At 69.3% G+C, this 16,449-nt stretch carries 13 protein-coding genes and 1 tRNA gene; 4 read left to right on the plus strand and 10 right to left on the minus strand.

The window, feature by feature from the left end; translation table 11 throughout:
* Positions 1 to 7: 7 nt before the first annotated feature.
* Entirely contained in the window at positions 8 to 907 is a 900-nt protein-coding gene (locus Q8W67_RS08990; RefSeq protein ID WP_305543948.1) for a DMT family transporter, read from the minus strand.
* Between the two features lie 237 nt (positions 908 to 1,144).
* Here Q8W67_RS08990 and Q8W67_RS08995 point away from each other — a divergent pair, with 237 nt between their 5' ends.
* The gene (locus tag Q8W67_RS08995; RefSeq protein WP_305543951.1) at positions 1,145 to 1,543 is read left to right on the plus strand and encodes a PRC-barrel domain-containing protein; all 399 of its coding nucleotides are present in this window, start codon (positions 1,145 to 1,147) and stop codon (positions 1,541 to 1,543) included.
* Positions 1,544 to 1,713: 170 nt separating this feature from the next.
* Here the strand turns inward: Q8W67_RS08995 and Q8W67_RS09000 are convergent, their stop codons facing one another.
* The 7 genes from Q8W67_RS09000 to Q8W67_RS09030 form a co-directional block, all read right to left on the minus strand.
* Complete coding sequence (locus Q8W67_RS09000; RefSeq protein WP_305543954.1) at positions 1,714 to 1,956, minus strand: hypothetical protein; 243 nt, start codon at positions 1,954 to 1,956, stop codon at positions 1,714 to 1,716.
* A gap of 222 nt (positions 1,957 to 2,178) precedes the next feature.
* Positions 2,179 to 2,322, minus strand: coding sequence for a hypothetical protein (locus Q8W67_RS09005; protein WP_305543957.1), 144 nt, complete (start codon positions 2,320 to 2,322; stop codon positions 2,179 to 2,181).
* 324 nt (positions 2,323 to 2,646) lie between these two features.
* A complete protein-coding gene (locus Q8W67_RS09010; RefSeq protein WP_305543960.1) occupies positions 2,647 to 2,844 on the minus strand; it encodes a hypothetical protein in 198 nt (65 codons plus the stop codon).
* Positions 2,845 to 3,274: 430 nt separating this feature from the next.
* Positions 3,275 to 4,243, minus strand: coding sequence for a helix-turn-helix domain-containing protein (locus tag Q8W67_RS09015; RefSeq protein WP_305543963.1), 969 nt, complete (start codon positions 4,241 to 4,243; stop codon positions 3,275 to 3,277).
* Positions 4,244 to 5,040: 797 nt separating this feature from the next.
* Positions 5,041 to 5,733, minus strand: a complete 693-nt coding sequence (locus Q8W67_RS09020) for a hypothetical protein (RefSeq protein WP_305543966.1) — start codon at positions 5,731 to 5,733, stop codon at positions 5,041 to 5,043.
* Positions 5,734 to 6,033: 300 nt separating this feature from the next.
* Positions 6,034 to 6,109, minus strand: a tRNA-Lys gene (locus tag Q8W67_RS09025).
* 99 nt (positions 6,110 to 6,208) lie between these two features.
* Complete coding sequence (locus Q8W67_RS09030) at positions 6,209 to 7,774, minus strand: 2-isopropylmalate synthase (RefSeq protein WP_305543968.1); 1,566 nt, start codon at positions 7,772 to 7,774, stop codon at positions 6,209 to 6,211.
* A gap of 412 nt (positions 7,775 to 8,186) precedes the next feature.
* Here Q8W67_RS09030 and leuB point away from each other — a divergent pair, with 412 nt between their 5' ends.
* From leuB to ubiB, 3 genes are all read left to right on the plus strand, one after another.
* A complete protein-coding gene (gene leuB, locus Q8W67_RS09035; protein WP_305543971.1) occupies positions 8,187 to 9,296 on the plus strand; it encodes a 3-isopropylmalate dehydrogenase in 1,110 nt (369 codons plus the stop codon).
* A gap of 181 nt (positions 9,297 to 9,477) precedes the next feature.
* Positions 9,478 to 10,263: a bifunctional demethylmenaquinone methyltransferase/2-methoxy-6-polyprenyl-1,4-benzoquinol methylase UbiE gene (gene ubiE, locus Q8W67_RS09040; RefSeq protein WP_305543974.1), complete on the plus strand. Its 786-nt coding sequence runs from the start codon at positions 9,478 to 9,480 to the stop codon at positions 10,261 to 10,263.
* A gap of 136 nt (positions 10,264 to 10,399) precedes the next feature.
* Positions 10,400 to 11,962, plus strand: a complete 1,563-nt coding sequence (gene ubiB, locus Q8W67_RS09045) for a 2-polyprenylphenol 6-hydroxylase (RefSeq protein WP_305543976.1) — start codon at positions 10,400 to 10,402, stop codon at positions 11,960 to 11,962.
* Between the two features lie 28 nt (positions 11,963 to 11,990).
* Here the strand turns inward: ubiB and Q8W67_RS09050 are convergent, their stop codons facing one another.
* Together Q8W67_RS09050 and zapE are read right to left on the minus strand one after the other, a co-directional pair.
* The gene (locus Q8W67_RS09050; RefSeq protein ID WP_305543978.1) at positions 11,991 to 14,951 is read right to left on the minus strand and encodes a response regulator; all 2,961 of its coding nucleotides are present in this window, start codon (positions 14,949 to 14,951) and stop codon (positions 11,991 to 11,993) included.
* A complete protein-coding gene (gene zapE / locus Q8W67_RS09055; protein ID WP_305543980.1) occupies positions 14,948 to 16,132 on the minus strand; it encodes a cell division protein ZapE in 1,185 nt (394 codons plus the stop codon). Before zapE ends, Q8W67_RS09050 begins: the two co-directional genes overlap by 4 nt.
* Positions 16,133 to 16,449 lie beyond the last annotated feature (317 nt).

Below are 16,449 nucleotides of genomic sequence, written 5' to 3' on the forward strand. Positions count from 1 at the left end.
GCCCGGCTCAGGCGAGCCGCCGCGCCAGCGCCACGCAGGCAGCGACCGCGATCGCCGCACCGACCATTGCGGGCTCGATCCGCTCGCCGAGCACCAGGGCGGCGACGCCGAGCCCGAGGAACGGCTGGAGCAGCTGGAGCTGCCCGATCGCCGCGATGCCGCCCCGGGCCAGCGCCCGGTACCAGAACACGAAGCCGATCAGCATGCTGAACAGCGCCACGTAGGCGAGGCCGGCCCAGGCCGGGAGCGGGACCGCCCCCGGGTCTGCCGGGCTCAAGACCAGCGCCAGCGGCACGGAAAGGGGCAGTGACAAGACCGTCGCCCAGGCGATCACCTGCCATCCGCCGAGCCGACGCGCCAGGATCCCGCCCTCGGCATAGCCGAGGCCGCAGACGAGGATCGCCGCGAGCATGAAGGCGTCGCCCGCGCCCGGCGCTCCGTCGAGCCCGCGCGCGGCGAATCCGACCGTGATCAGGGCCCCCAGCACCGACAGGACCCAGAAGGCGGCTGACGGGCGTTCCCCGGACCGCAGCGCGCCGAACAAGGCTGTGGAAAGGGGAAGCAGGCCCAGGAAGACCGTCCCGTGGGCCGCGCCGACCGTCCGGAGGGCGAGCGCCGTCAGCAGGGGAAAGCCGAACACGACGCCGGCGGCCACGATGGCGAGAGCCCCGATGTCGCGCCCGCGCGGCCGCTTCTGCCGCAACGCCAGCAGGGCGGCCGCCCCGGCGATGCCGCCCAGAGCCGCCCGCGCGGCGCTGAGGAACAGCGCGTCCAGGCCGGTCAGCGCCAAGCGGGTCGCCACGAGCGATGCGCTGAAGATGGCGATGCCGATGAGCCCGTCGATCCAGGCGCCCGATCCGGTCGCACGACTGCGCGATCCCTCGAACGTTCCCGCCTGATCCGCCACCCAACCCTCCCCGGCTATCAACTCCCGCAGGGCATGCGTCCGGCGGGCGATATCGGCCAGGGACGGTTGCGGCTAGGCCGGCCGAACTGTCCCGGGCGCGGACCGGTACACTCCGGTTGCCGACCGACTGGGCGGATTGGTTCCATGTTCCGGGCATTTACATTTCTGCGAGGCGGCGGAACGATGCCAGTGGATGCGTGATTTCCAGGCGCCCATCCCGGGCTGCTGGAGTTTCCGATGCGCCGTCTCGTCCTCGCCACCCTCGCCGCTTCTGTCCTGGCCGGGCCGGCCCTCGCGGCCAACACCGCGCCCCCCACCGTGGCGCCGAAGTTCGAGTCCGTCCCGCAGGACGCCGTCCTGAGCTACAACTTGATTGGCCTCAACGTCACCGACGCGCAGAACAACACCGTCGGCGAGATCAAGGATCTGGTGATCGATCACGAGAAGCTTGCAGGCTACATCCTCTCGGTCGGCGGCTTCCTCGGAATGGGCGAGCACTACGTCGCGGTGACGCCGTCCTCGGTTGCCCTCGGTTATGATGCCGACGCCAAGAAATGGAAGGCGATCATCGGTGCCAGCAAGGACCAGCTGAAGTCCGCTCCCGAGTTCAAGTACGACGGCAAGTTCAAGCGCTGACATACGAGCGCCGTTCTGGGACTGTCGGGAGCGGATCGCATCCGCTCCCGGCGGCCCCGAACGCGGGCCCGTCCAACCGGCCGGGTTGCCAAGTGGCGGATCCCGCCGATCCGAATTGGTGACGCACGCGTCTGCACGCCGGCCTCCTCGGCATGGCGAAGCCGGGAGCGCTACAGATCGGGGTGGAACGCCTCGCGTACCATACGGCTGACGAGGGCCTCGCGCCTCGCTTGTCGAAGGACGATACGGGCGGCCGCACGGGCGTTGGCGGCGCGCAGCTTCGCCTCCGGGCCGCCGTCGCGCAGCGCCCGCCACGCGAGGGCGCGAAACCATTTGGCATTGGCGAGCGCGGCCGCGCGGCGGCTGATCGGGCCACCGACATCGAGGGGCTTCTGTACTGTGACGGCAGCCATCGGTTCAATCCTGGACTACGGTTCGCCGCTCGTCCGTGAATGAGACAAGAAATGGCGATGCCGCTCAGGCTCGGCAATAGTGATGCCGAGACCGCGTTTCAGAAAAACCGCCCGCCATTCAATTTTCGTCCGTGCGATGCTGCACGCCTGTCGACGGCCGCGTATGCTCAAGACGCAGTGGGTTGCGCGTGCGAAGTTCCGCGCAATGGCGTAGGTCGCTCGCTACTCGGCCGCGCCCTCCTCGTCCGTCCGCGCGATGAACGGTGCGGCCGCCCCGAAGCCCATGATGGCGTGGTCGAGCAGGTCATCGAGGACGTCGGCAAGCCAGAGGCTGCCGTCGACGACTGAATTCAGGATCGCGTGCATCGCCCCTCACCTTTCGCGGAACTGCGGACCCGCCATCATTCAGAGGCGACGGAGCGCAAGGCGTTCCGTCGCGTGCATGGACCGGCATCAGACGAAGTGCGTCGGCAGGGCGAGGTTCAGGGCCTGGACGTACGAGCCCGCGAGCACCGCGAAGGTGGCGGCAGCGGCAGCGGCGGCGAGGGTCAAACGAGCCGAGAGGGTCATCGGAAGTCTCCGTCAGGTCCGCGAATGAATTCGCGGTGTGACCCTGATGTATGCCCAAGCTTTCGAGGGTGGCGTGCTGCGGCACACGCCGGACGCGATCTGCGAGCGGATCGGCTGTGCTCAGCACCTGCGGCGAAGCCGGTGAACGACAAGTCCCAGACTCAGGCCGAGGCCGAGGCCGAGCATTGCGATCGACAGGGCGAGGCGCGACCCCTGCGGCATCTGTTGCAGCGTGATGAACAGCAGCAGGTCTCGAAGGAACAGCAGGCCGCAGCAGGCCGATCCGAGCCCGGCCAGGAACGCCAATACCTTGAACACTACAGAACCCAGCGCAGGCCAAATGAAGCCCTGCAATCTGGCTCGGCGCCGGCCGTCGACCAGAGCTCGCTTGGCTCAACTATTAAGCTCTGGTGGCGCTGAGCCCTAAAATTTGCTTCGGCAATTCCATTGCGCGGCGGGGGCCGCGCGGAGAGCGGATGCGATGCTTCCGGCCAGATCCAGGTCGGCGCCGTCCCGGAGCTGGGTGCGGCACTCGACGGCGCCGGATCGCGTCGAGCCGAGAAGCGGCGTTCCCCTCGGCCTCGGAGCCGCCGAGGGAAACGGACTCGCTGCAGGGCACAGAGCGCCAATCGGCGGCTCGGGCGCCCGAACGGTGGGGAGGTGGTCGGACCGGCGCGACGGGGTCAATGCTGCGTTCAAGAGCCCCGTCGAATCTGTGTTCCCACGCTCTGGCAGCCCGGGTCGACCGTCAGGGCCTCGGATCCGCCTGATCGGCGCGCTGCCTGAACGCGCTCGGAGCCATTCCGAAACGATCCTTGAAGCGGCGGGAGAAATGCGCCTGGTTGGCGAAGCCGCAGCCATAGGCGATAGGGCCGATCGGCAGGTGGGCGCAGCCCGGGTCGGCCAGACGCTTGGCCGCCGACTCCAGCCGGCGATGCCAGATCCAGTCGGAAATGTACTGGCCGCGCTCGTGGAACAGCTCCTGCAGCCGGCGCAGGGACACCCCCGTCGCAGCCGCGAGCTGGGGCGGGTCCAAGGTTGGATCGCTCAAGTGGGCTTCGACATAGGCCTTGGCGCGCTGGACCACGACGGTGCCGTGGAGCGGCCGGGGCACTTCCTTCGCCAGCCGCTCGGCGATGCTGGCGACGATCAGGTCCACGCCGATCTCCGACATCCGAGCGGCCGCGTCGGGCGTGAGCACGCTCCGGACGCGCAGAAGCTCGTTCAGGAACGTGTTCACCAGCGTCGTACTGGCGATATCGGCGCCGATCGTGAGGGCCGAGTATAGCTGTGCGGAGCCGAGGACGACTTCGAACCGCTCTCGGGGAATTTCTAGGAGTAATGATTGGGACATGCCCGCAGTCAGCCGCATGGACGGACTGGCGCGGTCCATGATCACCATCTCTCCGGGGCCCACAGAGGCCTGGCGGCCGAATTGCCCGCACGAAGACGTTCCCGACAGCTTGATGGTGACGGCAAGCTTATCCCGGGTCTCGCTTTGCCGGATCGTGGCTGGTGTCGACTCGACGCGTACGGAACTGAATGTCGAGCGGGTGATCCGCAGGGACCCGATGTCGGCACCCTCGATCATACCGGTAAATACCTCATCACCCGCCCGATATTGCTCGGTCGGCATGAATCTGGCGCGCGTCACGTCTTTCCAGAGTCGGAAATTCCGATCCGACCGGCTGCCGTGGGTCGAGAAGATCGTCTTCACCTGCAGAGCGCCCGATCCATCGTCGCACGGAGCAAGATTCTATATACGTCCGTCAAATCGCGCAAGACGAAGGCAAAATATCCCGGTCCAAATGCTGGTTATGACCACCAATATCATGGCTGAAAAGGAGTATGTATATTTACCGGTCCTCGATTGCTTTCCATAAAATCGTTCTTCGACTGGGAAGTATTAGCCTGTCAGAACCGAATTTGTGTATGAGTAATAGAGTGTGTGTGGCGGTTATATGACTGTCGAGATCGAGGATCTCGCCCTAAGGTGGGGTCGTCAACCGCGAGTCCTTGGGTCACCGGCTTGCCGCGCATCGGTGATCGCTCGCCCCGGTACGGCCGAGCCGTCCGAGATCACATCACCGAAGCCGGGGGCGGAGGAAAGCGCCGTCGGCAGAGGAGATCAGCCAAGCGGCCTGCCGCGTTCGCCGTCGCCCGCGCTCGCGCGCCCGCTCCGCCATCTACGTCTCGACCGGAGCGGATTTCGCAGCCACGTCCGGCGGGTCCGCCTCGAAAGCCTTCGGGCGATCGCGTGCCGATGCGCCGGGCCTGTCCCCCGTTTACCTCGCTCTCGCCCCGGACGGGGCGGCCGGCTCGGCGAACGAGCGCGCGTCGACGCGAGGGCACGCTGCCGTTCCGGCCCGCAACGCCCTCGCGAACGGCTCCGGCGGGCCTCGCATCTAGGAGGGGAACGTAGAAGATCCGCAGCCCGTCGCGCCGTGAGGTGCTGCCCGGAGCGGCACCCTCGACGAGACCCTCCGACGCGCGGACCCCCGAGGGTTCGCCCGATCAATCCGCGATGGGCGGGCCGGTGCTATCCGGCTCGTCCCTCGGGGAAGGCCGCGGCTTCCGCGCCGGCTTGGCAGGCTGCGTCGTCTTCGCCTGCGGCGGTGCGTGTGCCACGGGCCGCTGCGGTGGTTTCGGCGGATGTTCGATCTGGACCGGTTTCGAAGCAGCGGGGGGGCGTGCGGCGGCCTTGCCCATCGACGGAGGCATTGCCGATCCCGCTCCCGTGTGCGCTGGCGCCGCCGAAGCGGCCGCCCGGTTGTGTGGCGTCGCGGGCGTCGGCTCACGGGGCCCTGCGGCGGGGGTGAGCAACGCAGGCGGGCCGGCCTGCCCCGGCAGCGCGGGCGGAGGCGCCGCCGCCGCCGGACCGGCCGGGTTGCTCCGCGGGCCGATCTGGCATTGCTGGCTGCAATTGCTGACGACCGCCTCCACGGTCTTGCCTTCGATCGTGGCGGAGACGATGCAGCGCGCGGGATGATAGACCAGTTCGTACTGGAACTTGCCCTTATCGTCCGATTCCGTGCGGAACTGGTCCTCCAACACCACGGGCGTGTGCGGATTCTCGGTAGTCCCGATGACGTAGAGCCGGCCCGTGGCGACCGCTGCGAACGTGATGTCGGACGCCGCCCGAGCGGTCCCGCACGCCGCCAGTGCGGCCGCACCTGCCGCAGCGACAATCGAGGCAAAACGAACCAATCTACAGATCTCCGAGTTCTGCCCCCGATGTGCGAAGGCCAGACCAGCTTGAGGCGGAGATAGTTCTAAAAACTGAATTGCATAGGCGGAGCGAAAAGTCGTCCGCTCTTGGGTTCAGAGATTGATTCCGCTGTGCATGGCAACGGGCGCGCATTTCGACGCGCAGTGGATGCCGCTCTGTTGTTGTCGGCTGTGGCAGACCTCGGGCCGGGACAAGGTTGCCGTCCAGCATCGCGCAGACCTTAAGGCTTCACAACCTCTGGAAGAGGCCTTGAACTTCAAGAAGGTCTTCGGCTGGCTTGGTGGGCGCACTAGGGTTCGAACCTAGGACCCGCTGATTAAGAGTCAGCTGCTCTACCAACTGAGCTATGCGCCCGATCGCTTCTGCGATCGCCCGGCGGCCACCAAGTCCGTCGGGGTGGCGGGCTGATACCAACGCGGCCGGGGGCTGTCCACCCCCGACCGCAGTTTTTTGTCATTCAGCCGCCGCATGCTGCGCATGAACGCGCACGGCGTGTGCCGCGAGCTTGTTCAGCGCCGAGAGATACGCCTTGGCGGAAGCGACCAGCGTGTCCGGATCGGCGCCGCGGGCGGTGACGCTGCGGTCGCCATCGCGCAGGCGCACCGAGACCTCGGCCTGGGCATCCGTGCCGCCCGTCACGGCGTGGACCTGGTACAGCTCCAGCTGGGCCTGGTGCGGCACAAGCGCGGTGATCGCGTTGAACACGGCGTCCACCGGGCCGTTGCCGTCCGCCTCCTCGATCCGCGTGCCGTCGTCGTCGGCGATGCGCAGGGTCGCGCGCTGCGGCCCGCGGGTCCCGGCGATGACCGACAGCGAGACGAGCCGGATCCGGTCGTGGGCGGTGGCGAGGTTCTCGTCGACCAGCGCCTCGATGTCCTCGTCGTAGACGTGCTTCTTGCGGTCGGCGAGCGCCTTGAACCGCTCGAAGGCGTCCTGGAACTGGTTGTCGGACAGGTGCAGGCCGAGATCGTCGAGCTTGGAGCGGAACGCCGCCCGGCCCGAATGCTTGCCCATCACCAGGGAGGTCTTCGACAGGCCCACCGAGGCCGGGGTCATGATCTCGTAGGTCTCGGCATTCTTGAGCATGCCGTCCTGGTGGATGCCGCTCTCGTGCGCGAAGGCGTTGCGGCCGACGATCGCCTTGTTGAACTGCACCGGGAAGTTCGTGGCGTGGCTCACGAGCTTCGAGGCGCGGGTCAGCAGGGTCGATTCGATGCCGGTCTCGTAGGGCAGCACGTCGGCGCGGGTGCGCAGCGCCATAACGATCTCTTCCAGCGCCGCGTTGCCGGCCCGCTCGCCGATGCCGTTGATCGTGCACTCGACCTGCCGGGCGCCCCCCTCGATGCCGGCCAGCGAATTGGCGATCGCGAGGCCCAGGTCGTTGTGGCAATGCACCGAGAACACCGCCTTGTCGGCGTCCGGCACCCGCTCGCGCACGCTCGCGAACATGTCGCGATACTCGGAGGGCGTCGCGTAGCCCACCGTGTCGGGCAGGTTGATCGTGGTGGCGCCGGCCTTGATCGCCGCCTCGACGCAGCGGCACAGGTAGTCGATCGGCGTGCGTGTCGCGTCCATGGCCGACCATTCCACGTCCTCGACGAGGTCGCGGGCCTGGGCCACGGTCTTCAGGATGATCTCGACGACCTCGTCCTGGCTCTTGCGCATCTGGTGCGCGAGGTGGATCGGCGAGGTCGACACGAAGGTGTGGATCCGCCCCCGCTGCGCGTGCCGCACCGCCTCGCCGGCCCGGGCGATATCGGCCGGGATGGCGCGGGCGAGGCCCGCGATGGTGGCGCGCTTGGTGCGCCGGGCGATCTCCGACACAGCCTCGAAATCGCCGTTCGAGGCGATCGGGAAGCCGGCCTCGATGACGTCGACGCCCATCGTGTCGAGGAGTTCGGCGACCGCGAGCTTCTCGTCGAACGTCATGGTTGCGCCGGGGCATTGCTCGCCGTCGCGCAGCGTGGTGTCGAAGATGACGATGCGTTCGCGGGCGGTGCTGCTGGTGGTCGTGGTCATGGCTTTACCCTGTCGCGGGCCGCCCGGCGGAAGGCTCGGGCCGGCATGGTGCCCCCGGGAGGGGCTAAGGTTCGCGAATTCGAAGAACTCCCCTGAAGGCCCAGGCGCGCGCCCGGACGGCCCTCAGGGGCGGGTAAGCAGAAGCGGCAGGAGAAGCCCGGCGAGGCGCGCGCGCGACCGCAGCGCCGTCGTGGCGGCGCTGGCGGTCTCGGTCGCTGAGCCGGCTCTGGCCAAGGCTCGTCTCTCCCGGGTGGGGCGCGGACGGCGTAAGCGGCATCCGCACTGTCGCCGGCAGAGGTAGCGCCCGCCTGTCGGAAACACAAGGCCCGCCGTCGACGGCCGCCTTGCCAATCACGGTGCGCCCTCGATAAAGCCCGCCCGGCACGTCGTAGAGAGAACCCGCGAGACCGTCATGGCCAGCTACAAGCTTCTGCTCCTGCCCGGCGACGGGATCGGCCCGGAGGTCGCGGGTGGCATGCAGATCGTGCTCGGCGCCCTGGCGGAGACCGGCCTCGCGCAGTTCGAGACCGAGACCGACTTGGTCGGCGGCAGCGCCCTTGACGCCCATGGCAGCCCGCTCGCGGATGAGACCCTGGCGCGCGCCGAGGCGGCGGACGCGATCCTGCTCGGTGCGGTCGGCGGCCCGAAATGGGCGGGTGTCGCCTACGAGCAGCGGCCGGAGGCGGGCCTGCTGCGCCTGCGCAAGGAACTCGACCTGTTCGCCAACCTGCGGCCGGCGATCTGCTACCCCGCGCTCGCAGAGGCTTCGGCGCTGAAGCGCGAGCTGGTCGAAGGCCTCGACATCATGATCGTGCGCGAACTCACCGGCGGCGTCTATTTCGGCGAGCCCAAGGAGATCACCACCCTGCCGGACGGCTCCAAGCGGGCCGTGGACACCCAAGTGTACACCACCGGCGAGATCGAGCGGATCGCCCACGTCGCCTTCGACCTGGCCGGCAAGCGCTCCGGCCGGGTGGCCTCGGCCGAGAAGCACAACGTGATGAAGTCCGGCGTCCTGTGGAAGGAGGTCGTGACGAAGGTCCACGCCGAGCACTACGCCAGCCTCCAGCTGGAGCACATCCTGGCCGACAACTGCGCCATGCAGCTCGTCCGCCGGCCGAAGCAATTCGACGTGCTGGTGACCGACAACCTGTTCGGCGACGTGCTGTCCGACATCGCCGCGATGCTCACCGGCTCCCTGGGCATGCTGCCTTCGGCCTCGCTCGGCGCCGTCGACGCGAGCGGGTTGCGCCGGGCGCTGTATGAGCCGGTCCACGGCTCGGCTCCCGACATCGCCGGCCAGGACAAGGCGAATCCGATCGCGATGATCGGCTCGCTCGCCATGTGCCTGCGCTACTCCTTCGGCCTCGGCGAGGCCGCCGATGCCCTGGACGGCGCCATCACGGACGCGCTGGCCGGGGGGGCGCGCACCGCCGACATCGCCGGCGAGGGCACGACCCCGATGGGCACCCGCGCCATGGCGTCGGCGGTGGCCGATGCCCTGCGGGCCCGCGTCGGCTGAGATCCGTCCGCGTGTTTGGACGCATGGCGGACAGACGCGACCTTCGCTATGACGCGGGGGCTCAAGCATTTTCCGTCGGAGTGGTCGCCGGTTCGGCGCGAGAAGATGCGATGCGACAATGAGATAGGGCCGCTTCGGTGATCCGAGGATCAGCGAGGCCGCTCTGAGGAACGGGAGCGTCATGAAGGCCGGGGACGGTGCGTCTGGGCGCGAGAGCGCGGATTTCGGCTTCGAGCGTGTGGCGCTCGACGAGAAGCAGGGGCGCGTCGACAGCGTCTTCCACTCGGTCGCCCGCCGCTACGACGTCATGAACGACCTGATGTCGGCGGGCCTCCACCGGGCCTGGAAGGCGCAGCTCGTGGCGATGCTGCGGCCGCCTCAAGGCCGGCCGTTCGCGCATCTCGACGTGGCCGGCGGCACCGGCGACGTGGCTTTCCGGGTGCTGGCCGCCGGAGGCCCGCGGACCCGGGTGACGGTGCTGGACATCAACGAATCGATGCTGCAGGTCGGCGCGGAACGGGCACGGGAGCGCAAGGTCGATACCCTGGGCGACCGGATCGCCTTCGTGACCGGCAATGCCGAGAGCCTGCCGCTCCCGGATGCCACCTTCGACGCCTACACGATCGCGTTCGGCATCCGGAACGTGCCACGGATCGATGCCGCGCTGACCGAGGCGCGCCGGGTTTTGAAGCCCGGCGGACGGTTCCTCTGCCTGGAATTCTCCGCCGTCGACATCCCCCTGCTCGACAAGATCTACGACGCCTATTCCTTCCACGTGATCCCACGCATCGGCGCCCGGGTGGCCGGCGACGCCGAATCCTATCGCTATCTGGTCGAATCGATCCGAAAGTTCCCGACGCGGGGCGCGTTCAGCGGGATGATCGAGCGCGCCGGCTTCCGCCACGTCACCGACCGTCCCCTCTCGGGCGGGATCGTGGCGATCCATTCCGGCTGGAAGGTCTCCTGATCTTGAGCCACAGCACGTTTCCCCTCGCCCTTGCGGGGAGGGGTCGGGGGTGGGGCTGGTGCGGAACGCACCGCTGCGATCCGTCCGGGAGCACCCCCACCTCCTGCTCCTCCCCGCGCGGGGGAGGAGAGGCTTCATGATCAGCGCCGCGATCAACCTCTTCCGCGGGGCCAGGGTCGGATTCGTTCTGGCCCGCGAGGGCGCGCTCGCCCTGGTCGACCCATCGGAGCTGCCGCCCCACCTGCGCTTCGCCTTAAAACTGGGGCGCTCCCTGGAGCGGCCGGGTCTCAGCGAGGGGGCCGCCCGGCTCTCGGCGGCCCTGACTAGGCTCGGACCCTCCTACGTGAAGTTCGGCCAGTTCCTGGCGACCCGCCCGGACATCGTCGGCATGCGGGCGGCCCTCGACCTGGAGAAGCTGCAGGACCGGGTGCCGCCGTTCCCGCAGGAGATCGCGCTGCGTGTGGTCGAGACGGCGCTCGGCAAGCCCGTGCACGAGCTGTTCCTCTCGTTCAGCGAGCCGATCGCCGCCGCCTCGATCGCGCAGGTCCACAAGGCCGTGGTGCAGGATGCCGACGGAACGCAGCGGGCGCTCGCCGTGAAGGTGATGCGGCCGGGGGTGCGCGAGCGCTTCATGCGCGACCTGGAGGTCATGCGTTTGATGGCCCGGGTGGTGCACGCCCTGTCCCCGCAGGCCGAGCGGCTGCGCCCGCGCGAGGTGGTGGAGATTCTCGCCCGCTCCGTGCTGATGGAGATGGACTTCCGCCTCGAAGCGGCGGCCGCCTCGGAGATTGCCGAGAACACCAAGGACGATGCCGACTTCCGGGTGCCGAAGCCCGAATGGGAGTTGACCGCCCGCGAGGTGCTGTCCGCCGAGTGGATCGAGGGCCTGCGCCTGCATAGCGCGGCCGAACTCGCCGCCGCGGGGCACGACCCGCAGGCGATCGGGCGTGCGGTGATCCAGAGCTTCCTGCGACAGGCGATCCGCGACGGCTTCTTCCACGCCGACATGCACCAGGGGAACCTGCTGGTCGACGCCGAGGGCCGGCTGGTGGCGGTGGATTTCGGCATCATGGGCCGGCTCGGCCCCAACGAACGCCGCTTCCTCGCCGAGATCCTGCTCGGCTTCATCCTGCGCGACTACCGCCGGGTGGCGAAGGTGCATTTCGAGGCGGGCTACGTGCCGGCCCACCACTCCGTGGAGGATTTCGCGCAGGCGATCCGGGCGATCGGCGAGCCGATCCACCAGCGCCGGGCCGACGAGATCTCGATGGCCAAGGTGCTGACCCTGCTGTTCGACGTCACGGCGCTGTTCGACATGAGCACCCGGACCGAATTGGTGATGCTCCAGAAGACCATGGTGGTGGTCGAGGGCGTCGCCCGCTCGCTCGATCCGCGCCTCGACATGTGGACCACCGCCGAGCCGGTGGTGCGCACCTGGATCACCAAGAATGCCGGCCCCCTCGGGCGCGCCCAGCACGGCCTTGAGGGGCTTCGGGTCCTCTCCGACGTGGTCGGTGACATCCCGGACCTCGCTGTCAGGCTCAAGCGCGTCCTGGTCCGCCTCGACGAGGCCGGCACGGGCGATGCGCGGCGCCTGGAGCGCCTCGCCCGTACCGAGCGCCAGCGCGCGATCTGGTCGACCCTGGCGCTCTGGGGCATTGCGATCGGCGCCTTGATGATGGCGTTCCGGGTCCCTTGATCCCGCGGACCGGGGCAGCCCGACCCGGTCAGGCCGCGTCGGGCTGCCCCGGTATCAGCGCCCGCAGCTCACGGGCGAGTTCGCCGAGGCCGGTGGTGCCCTTGGCCAGGACCCGGTCGGCCTGGCCGGCGAGACGGCGACGATCCTCGGCGGTGATGTCCTTGGCGGTGAGCACAACCACGGGGATGTCGCGCCAGTCCGAGCGTGCCCGCAGCGCCCGCAGGAAACCGAAGCCGTCCATCTCCGGCATCATCAGGTCGAGGAGGACCAGGCAGGGCCGCTCCGCCTCCAGGGTCTCCAGGGCGTGCAGGCCGTTCTCGGCCTCGCACACCGGGAAACCCTCGCGCCTGAGATAGGCGCAGACATGGCCGCGCACGTCCGCCTCGTCCTCGACCACCAGGATCGGGCCGTCGGCGGCGACGGGCCGGAACCGGTCGATGACCTGGCGAAGGCTGCCCCAGTCGATCGGCTTCTGGAGATAGTCGGTGGCCCCCAGCGAGAAGGCGAGGTTCTGCTCGTCCAGCACCGTAACCATCACGATCGGCGTCGCACCGATCTCAGGGTCCGCCCGCAAGGCGCGGAGCACCGCCCAGCCGTCCATCTGCGGCATGGTCACGTCGAGGAGCACGGCCCGCGGCCGAAGGGTCCTGGCCAGTTCGAGCCCCCGACGTCCGTCCTCGGCGACCGCCACCGAAAAGCCCTCGCGCTCCAGGAAACGGGCGAGCAGGTCGCGGGTCGCGGAATCGTCGTCGACCACCAGGATCGTCCGACGGTCGCCCGGAGCCTCGCCGGCTTCCTCCGGCCGGTCCGTCTCCGTGCCGCGGTAGCGGACTGGCAGGGTCAGCGTGAAGGTGGTGCCGTCTCCTTCCCGGCTCTCCACCGCGATAGCGCCGCCGAGCATCTCCGAGAAGGCCCGGGTGATCGACAGGCCGAGACCGGTCCCGCCGAAGCGCCGCGTCGTCGAGGCGTCCGCCTGGGTGAAGCGCTCGAACAGCCGCCCGACCTGCTCGGCGCTCATGCCGATTCCGGTGTCCGCCACGGAGAAACGCAGCGCCTCCTCGGTGCGGGCGACGCTCAGCGTGATCCGTCCGTTCTCGGTGAACTTCGCGGCGTTGCTCAAGAGGTTGATCAGGCACTGGCGCAGCTTGGTCACGTCGGTATGGGCTCCGCCCACACCCTCCGCGATCGTGAAAACCAGGGTATTGCCCTTCTTGGCGATCAGCCCCTCGACGGTGGCGGCCACGTCGCGGACCACCTCGGCGACGTCGAAGTCCTCCGCGTAGATCTCGACCCGGTCGGCCTCGATCTTCGAGATGTCGAGGACGTCGTTGATCAGGCCGAGCAGGTGGCGGGCGTTGGCCTCGATCTTCTTCATGTCGGCGATGAGGTCGGCCTCGCCGAGATCCTCCAGCTCTTCCTGCACCATCTCGGAATAGCCGATCACCGCCGAGAGCGGCGTGCGCAGCTCGTGGCTCATATTGGCCAGAAACTGGCTCTTGGCCTCGTTGGCCGCCTCCGCGGCCGCGCGGGCCGCCTCGATCGCCGCCTCGGCCTCCTTCCGCTCGGTGATGTCGGTGTGGGTCCCGACCCATTCGCGCAAGGTCCCGTCCGCTTCGAGGATCGGCACGGCGCGCACGCCCATGTGCCGGTACGCGCCGGAGCGGGCGCGCAGGCGATGCTCGGTGGCGTAGGGCTGAAGGGTCGCCACCGCCCGCGACCAGTCGGCCTGGGTGTGCTCGCGATCGTCCGGATGGATGGCCTCCAGGAAGCCGAGACCGGAATAGGTGGCCTCGTCCTGGCCGGTGAAGCGGCTCCAGGCGGTCTGCCGCCGGTGCAGGCTACCCTCCGGGTTGGCGGTCCAGACGATCGCCGCGCTGGCCTCGATCAGCGAGCGGAAGCGCTCCTCGCTCCGCCGGGTCCGCATCTCGGCCAGATGGCGGATGGTCTCGTCGACCACGACGAGGCCGACGCCCTCGACGTCCTGGCCGCTGTCGGGGGATGCACCCTCGCCCCCGCGCAGGGGATAGAAGCTCATCGAGAACTGGCGCACGCCGCCTGGGGCGGAGGGTGTCGGGACCGCCACCGGCACGTTCGGCGAGACCAGCCCCTCGTCGAGCGCCGCCGCGAGCTTGGGGGCCAGCTCCTCGCGCAGGGTCGGCAGCATCGCCCAGATCGGCGCGCCGAGATCGGCCCCGAAGCCGCGCTCGCTCATGGTGGCCAGCGCCCGGTTCATGTGGCGGATCTTCAGGTCGCGGTCGAGGAAGCCCAGGCCCACCGGGGCATTGGCGAGCACCCCATCCAGCAGCCGCGACATGCGCAGGGATTCCTGACGGCGCACCAGAGCGAGGCGGGCGAGCAGAACGATCGCGCCCAAAGCCGCCGCACCGGAGAGCAGGAACAGGATGAGCCCGCGCCAGCGCTCGCGGGTCTGCAGCGCGGCGAGGTGCTGTGCGGTGGTATCCTGGCGGGCGGCGGCCTCGGCGCGGATCGCGTCCATCAGGCGCTTGCCGTCGCCGGTGCGCACCAGATCGGTGGCGGCGTCGAAGCCCCGCTCACGGCGAGCGGCCACCACGCGGCTGGCGAAGTCGCGCTTCTGCGCGACGAGCCCGGCAAGCGAGGGACCGCCTGCGCGCACCGGCTCCTGCGCGGCCGAGCCGAGGGCGGCGAGTTCCGTATCGATCTTGCCCAGGGCCGTCGTGTAGGGTGTCAGGTATTCCTCGCTGCCGACCAGGACGAAGCCGCGCTCGCCGGTCTCCAGGTCCTTGACCTCCGAGATCAGGCGTTCGACTCCCGCGATGGTGCCGTTGGCCCGCGCGGTGGCGGCCCGGTCGGCCTCGCCGCCCAGGTAATTCGCCGTGCCCGCCGCCAGGGCGACGAGCAGCAGGACGAAGGCCGTCGGCGAGCCCAGCAGCGGACCCAGCGGTCCGGACCCGCGCCAGTTCGGCCGGCGCAGGCGAAAGATCGATCCGGCTCCCGGGCGCGCACTCATGTCTCGACCAGCCCGGTGCTGGCGCCCGAGGCTTCGGAATCGGCCCGGCCGTGCGGCAAGGCGAGGTATTCCCGCGAGCGCATCTCGATCAGGCGGGAGACTGTCCGGTCGAACTCGAACGCCTCCCGGCCGGTCTCGGCCGTGTAGAGATCCTGCGCCTCCGCGGCCGCGGAGGCCACGAGCTTCACGTGCCGGTCGTAGAGCGTGTCCACCAGGGTGATGAAGCGCTTGGCCTCGTTGCGCTCGGCCTCTCGCATCACCGGGATCCCGTCGAGGATCACCGTGTGGAAGGCCTGGGCCAGCGCCATGTAGTCCGAGGCGCCGAGCGGCTTGCGGCAGAGGTCGTCGAAGGCGAAGCGCGCGACGCCGCTCGCTTCCTCGGGGATCTCTACGTCGCGGCCGTGGACCCGGATCGTTCCAGGGCGGCCCCGTGCCTTGCCGGTGAGCCCCTTGAACGCGGCGTCCAGGGCCGTGCGGGCCGCCGCATCCGCCGGGACGTGATAGACGGCCGCGCCGCCGAGCTTCTCCAGGCGGAAATCCGTCCGCGAGTCGAGCCGCATCACCTCCACGCGATCCTTCAGCGTCGCGACGAAGGGCAGGAACAGCGCGCGGTTGAGGCCGCCCTCGTAGAGCCGGTCGGGCTCGACGTTGGAGGTCGCCACCACGGTGACCCCGCGGCGGAACAGGTGGCCGAACAGGCGGCCGAGGATCATCGCGTCGGCGATGTCGGTCACCGTGAACTCGTCGAAGCACAGCAGGGTCGCCTCGTCGGCGAGCTGGTCCGCCACCGGGCCGATCGGGTCGTCGCCTTTCACGGTGCCCGCCTTCAACGCCTGTCGGTAGGCGTGGATACGCTCGTGCGCGTCGGCCAGGAACCCGTGGAAGTGGACACGTCGCTTCGATCCCGGGGCGGACTCGTGGAACAGGTCCATCAGCATGGTCTTGCCGCGCCCGACCGAGCCCCAGATGTACAATCCCCTCGGCTGCTCCGATTCGTCCTTGCGCCGGAACAGCCAGCCCAGCGCACTGGTCTTGCTGGCGCGCTTGCGGCGCTCGAGGTCGCGGATCAGCCGGTCGAGGGCGCGCACCAGCCGCGCCTGGGCGGGATCGCGCTCGATGGCGCCCGTGGCGACCAGGGCTTCGTAGCGTTCGTGGACCGGACCGGGCGAGACTGCGCTCACCCGCGCCTCCGGCGACGGGGCGTGTTGCTTCCCGGTTTGCTCGTTCACGCCGCCGGTCCCTCGCAGCTCAACGCGGCGCCGGACCGGCACCCCCCGCCCGGCCGAGCGTTCCCGACCTGGGCCGGCTCCCTGTGCCGCGCAAGCTCGACCCGAATCAACCCCAGGCCGAGACGCAGGGCGCCTGCATGTTCCATCCCACTCGCGCATGGCTGCACCCGCGCGCACGGGCACTGTCATAATGCTGCATTGCACAATCGGAAGGGGGGTGCGAAGGCAGCACCGTTTTTCGGGAGGAGCGTCCGGATCCACCTGCGCGA

The organism is Methylobacterium sp. NEAU K (assembly GCF_030700285.1).
Classification (GTDB): Bacteria; Pseudomonadota; Alphaproteobacteria; order Rhizobiales; family Beijerinckiaceae; genus Methylobacterium.

Bases quoted from the DNA above. Each gene is read 5' to 3' on its own strand.
- ubiB (WP_305543976.1), top strand. From the start codon at position 10,400: ATGATCAGCGCCGCGATCAACCTCTTCCGCGGGGCCAGGGTCGGATTC.
- leuB (WP_305543971.1), top strand. From the start codon at position 8,187: ATGGCCAGCTACAAGCTTCTGCTCCTGCCCGGCGACGGGATCGGCCCG.
- Q8W67_RS09005 (WP_305543957.1), bottom strand. From the start codon at position 2,322: ATGCACGCGATCCTGAATTCAGTCGTCGACGGCAGCCTCTGGCTTGCC.
- ubiE (WP_305543974.1), top strand. From the start codon at position 9,478: ATGAAGGCCGGGGACGGTGCGTCTGGGCGCGAGAGCGCGGATTTCGGC.
- Q8W67_RS09050 (WP_305543978.1), bottom strand. From the start codon at position 14,951: ATGAGTGCGCGCCCGGGAGCCGGATCGATCTTTCGCCTGCGCCGGCCG.
- Q8W67_RS08995 (WP_305543951.1), top strand. From the start codon at position 1,145: ATGCGCCGTCTCGTCCTCGCCACCCTCGCCGCTTCTGTCCTGGCCGGG.
- Q8W67_RS09000 (WP_305543954.1), bottom strand. From the start codon at position 1,956: ATGGCTGCCGTCACAGTACAGAAGCCCCTCGATGTCGGTGGCCCGATC.
- Q8W67_RS09030 (WP_305543968.1), bottom strand. From the start codon at position 7,774: ATGACCACGACCACCAGCAGCACCGCCCGCGAACGCATCGTCATCTTC.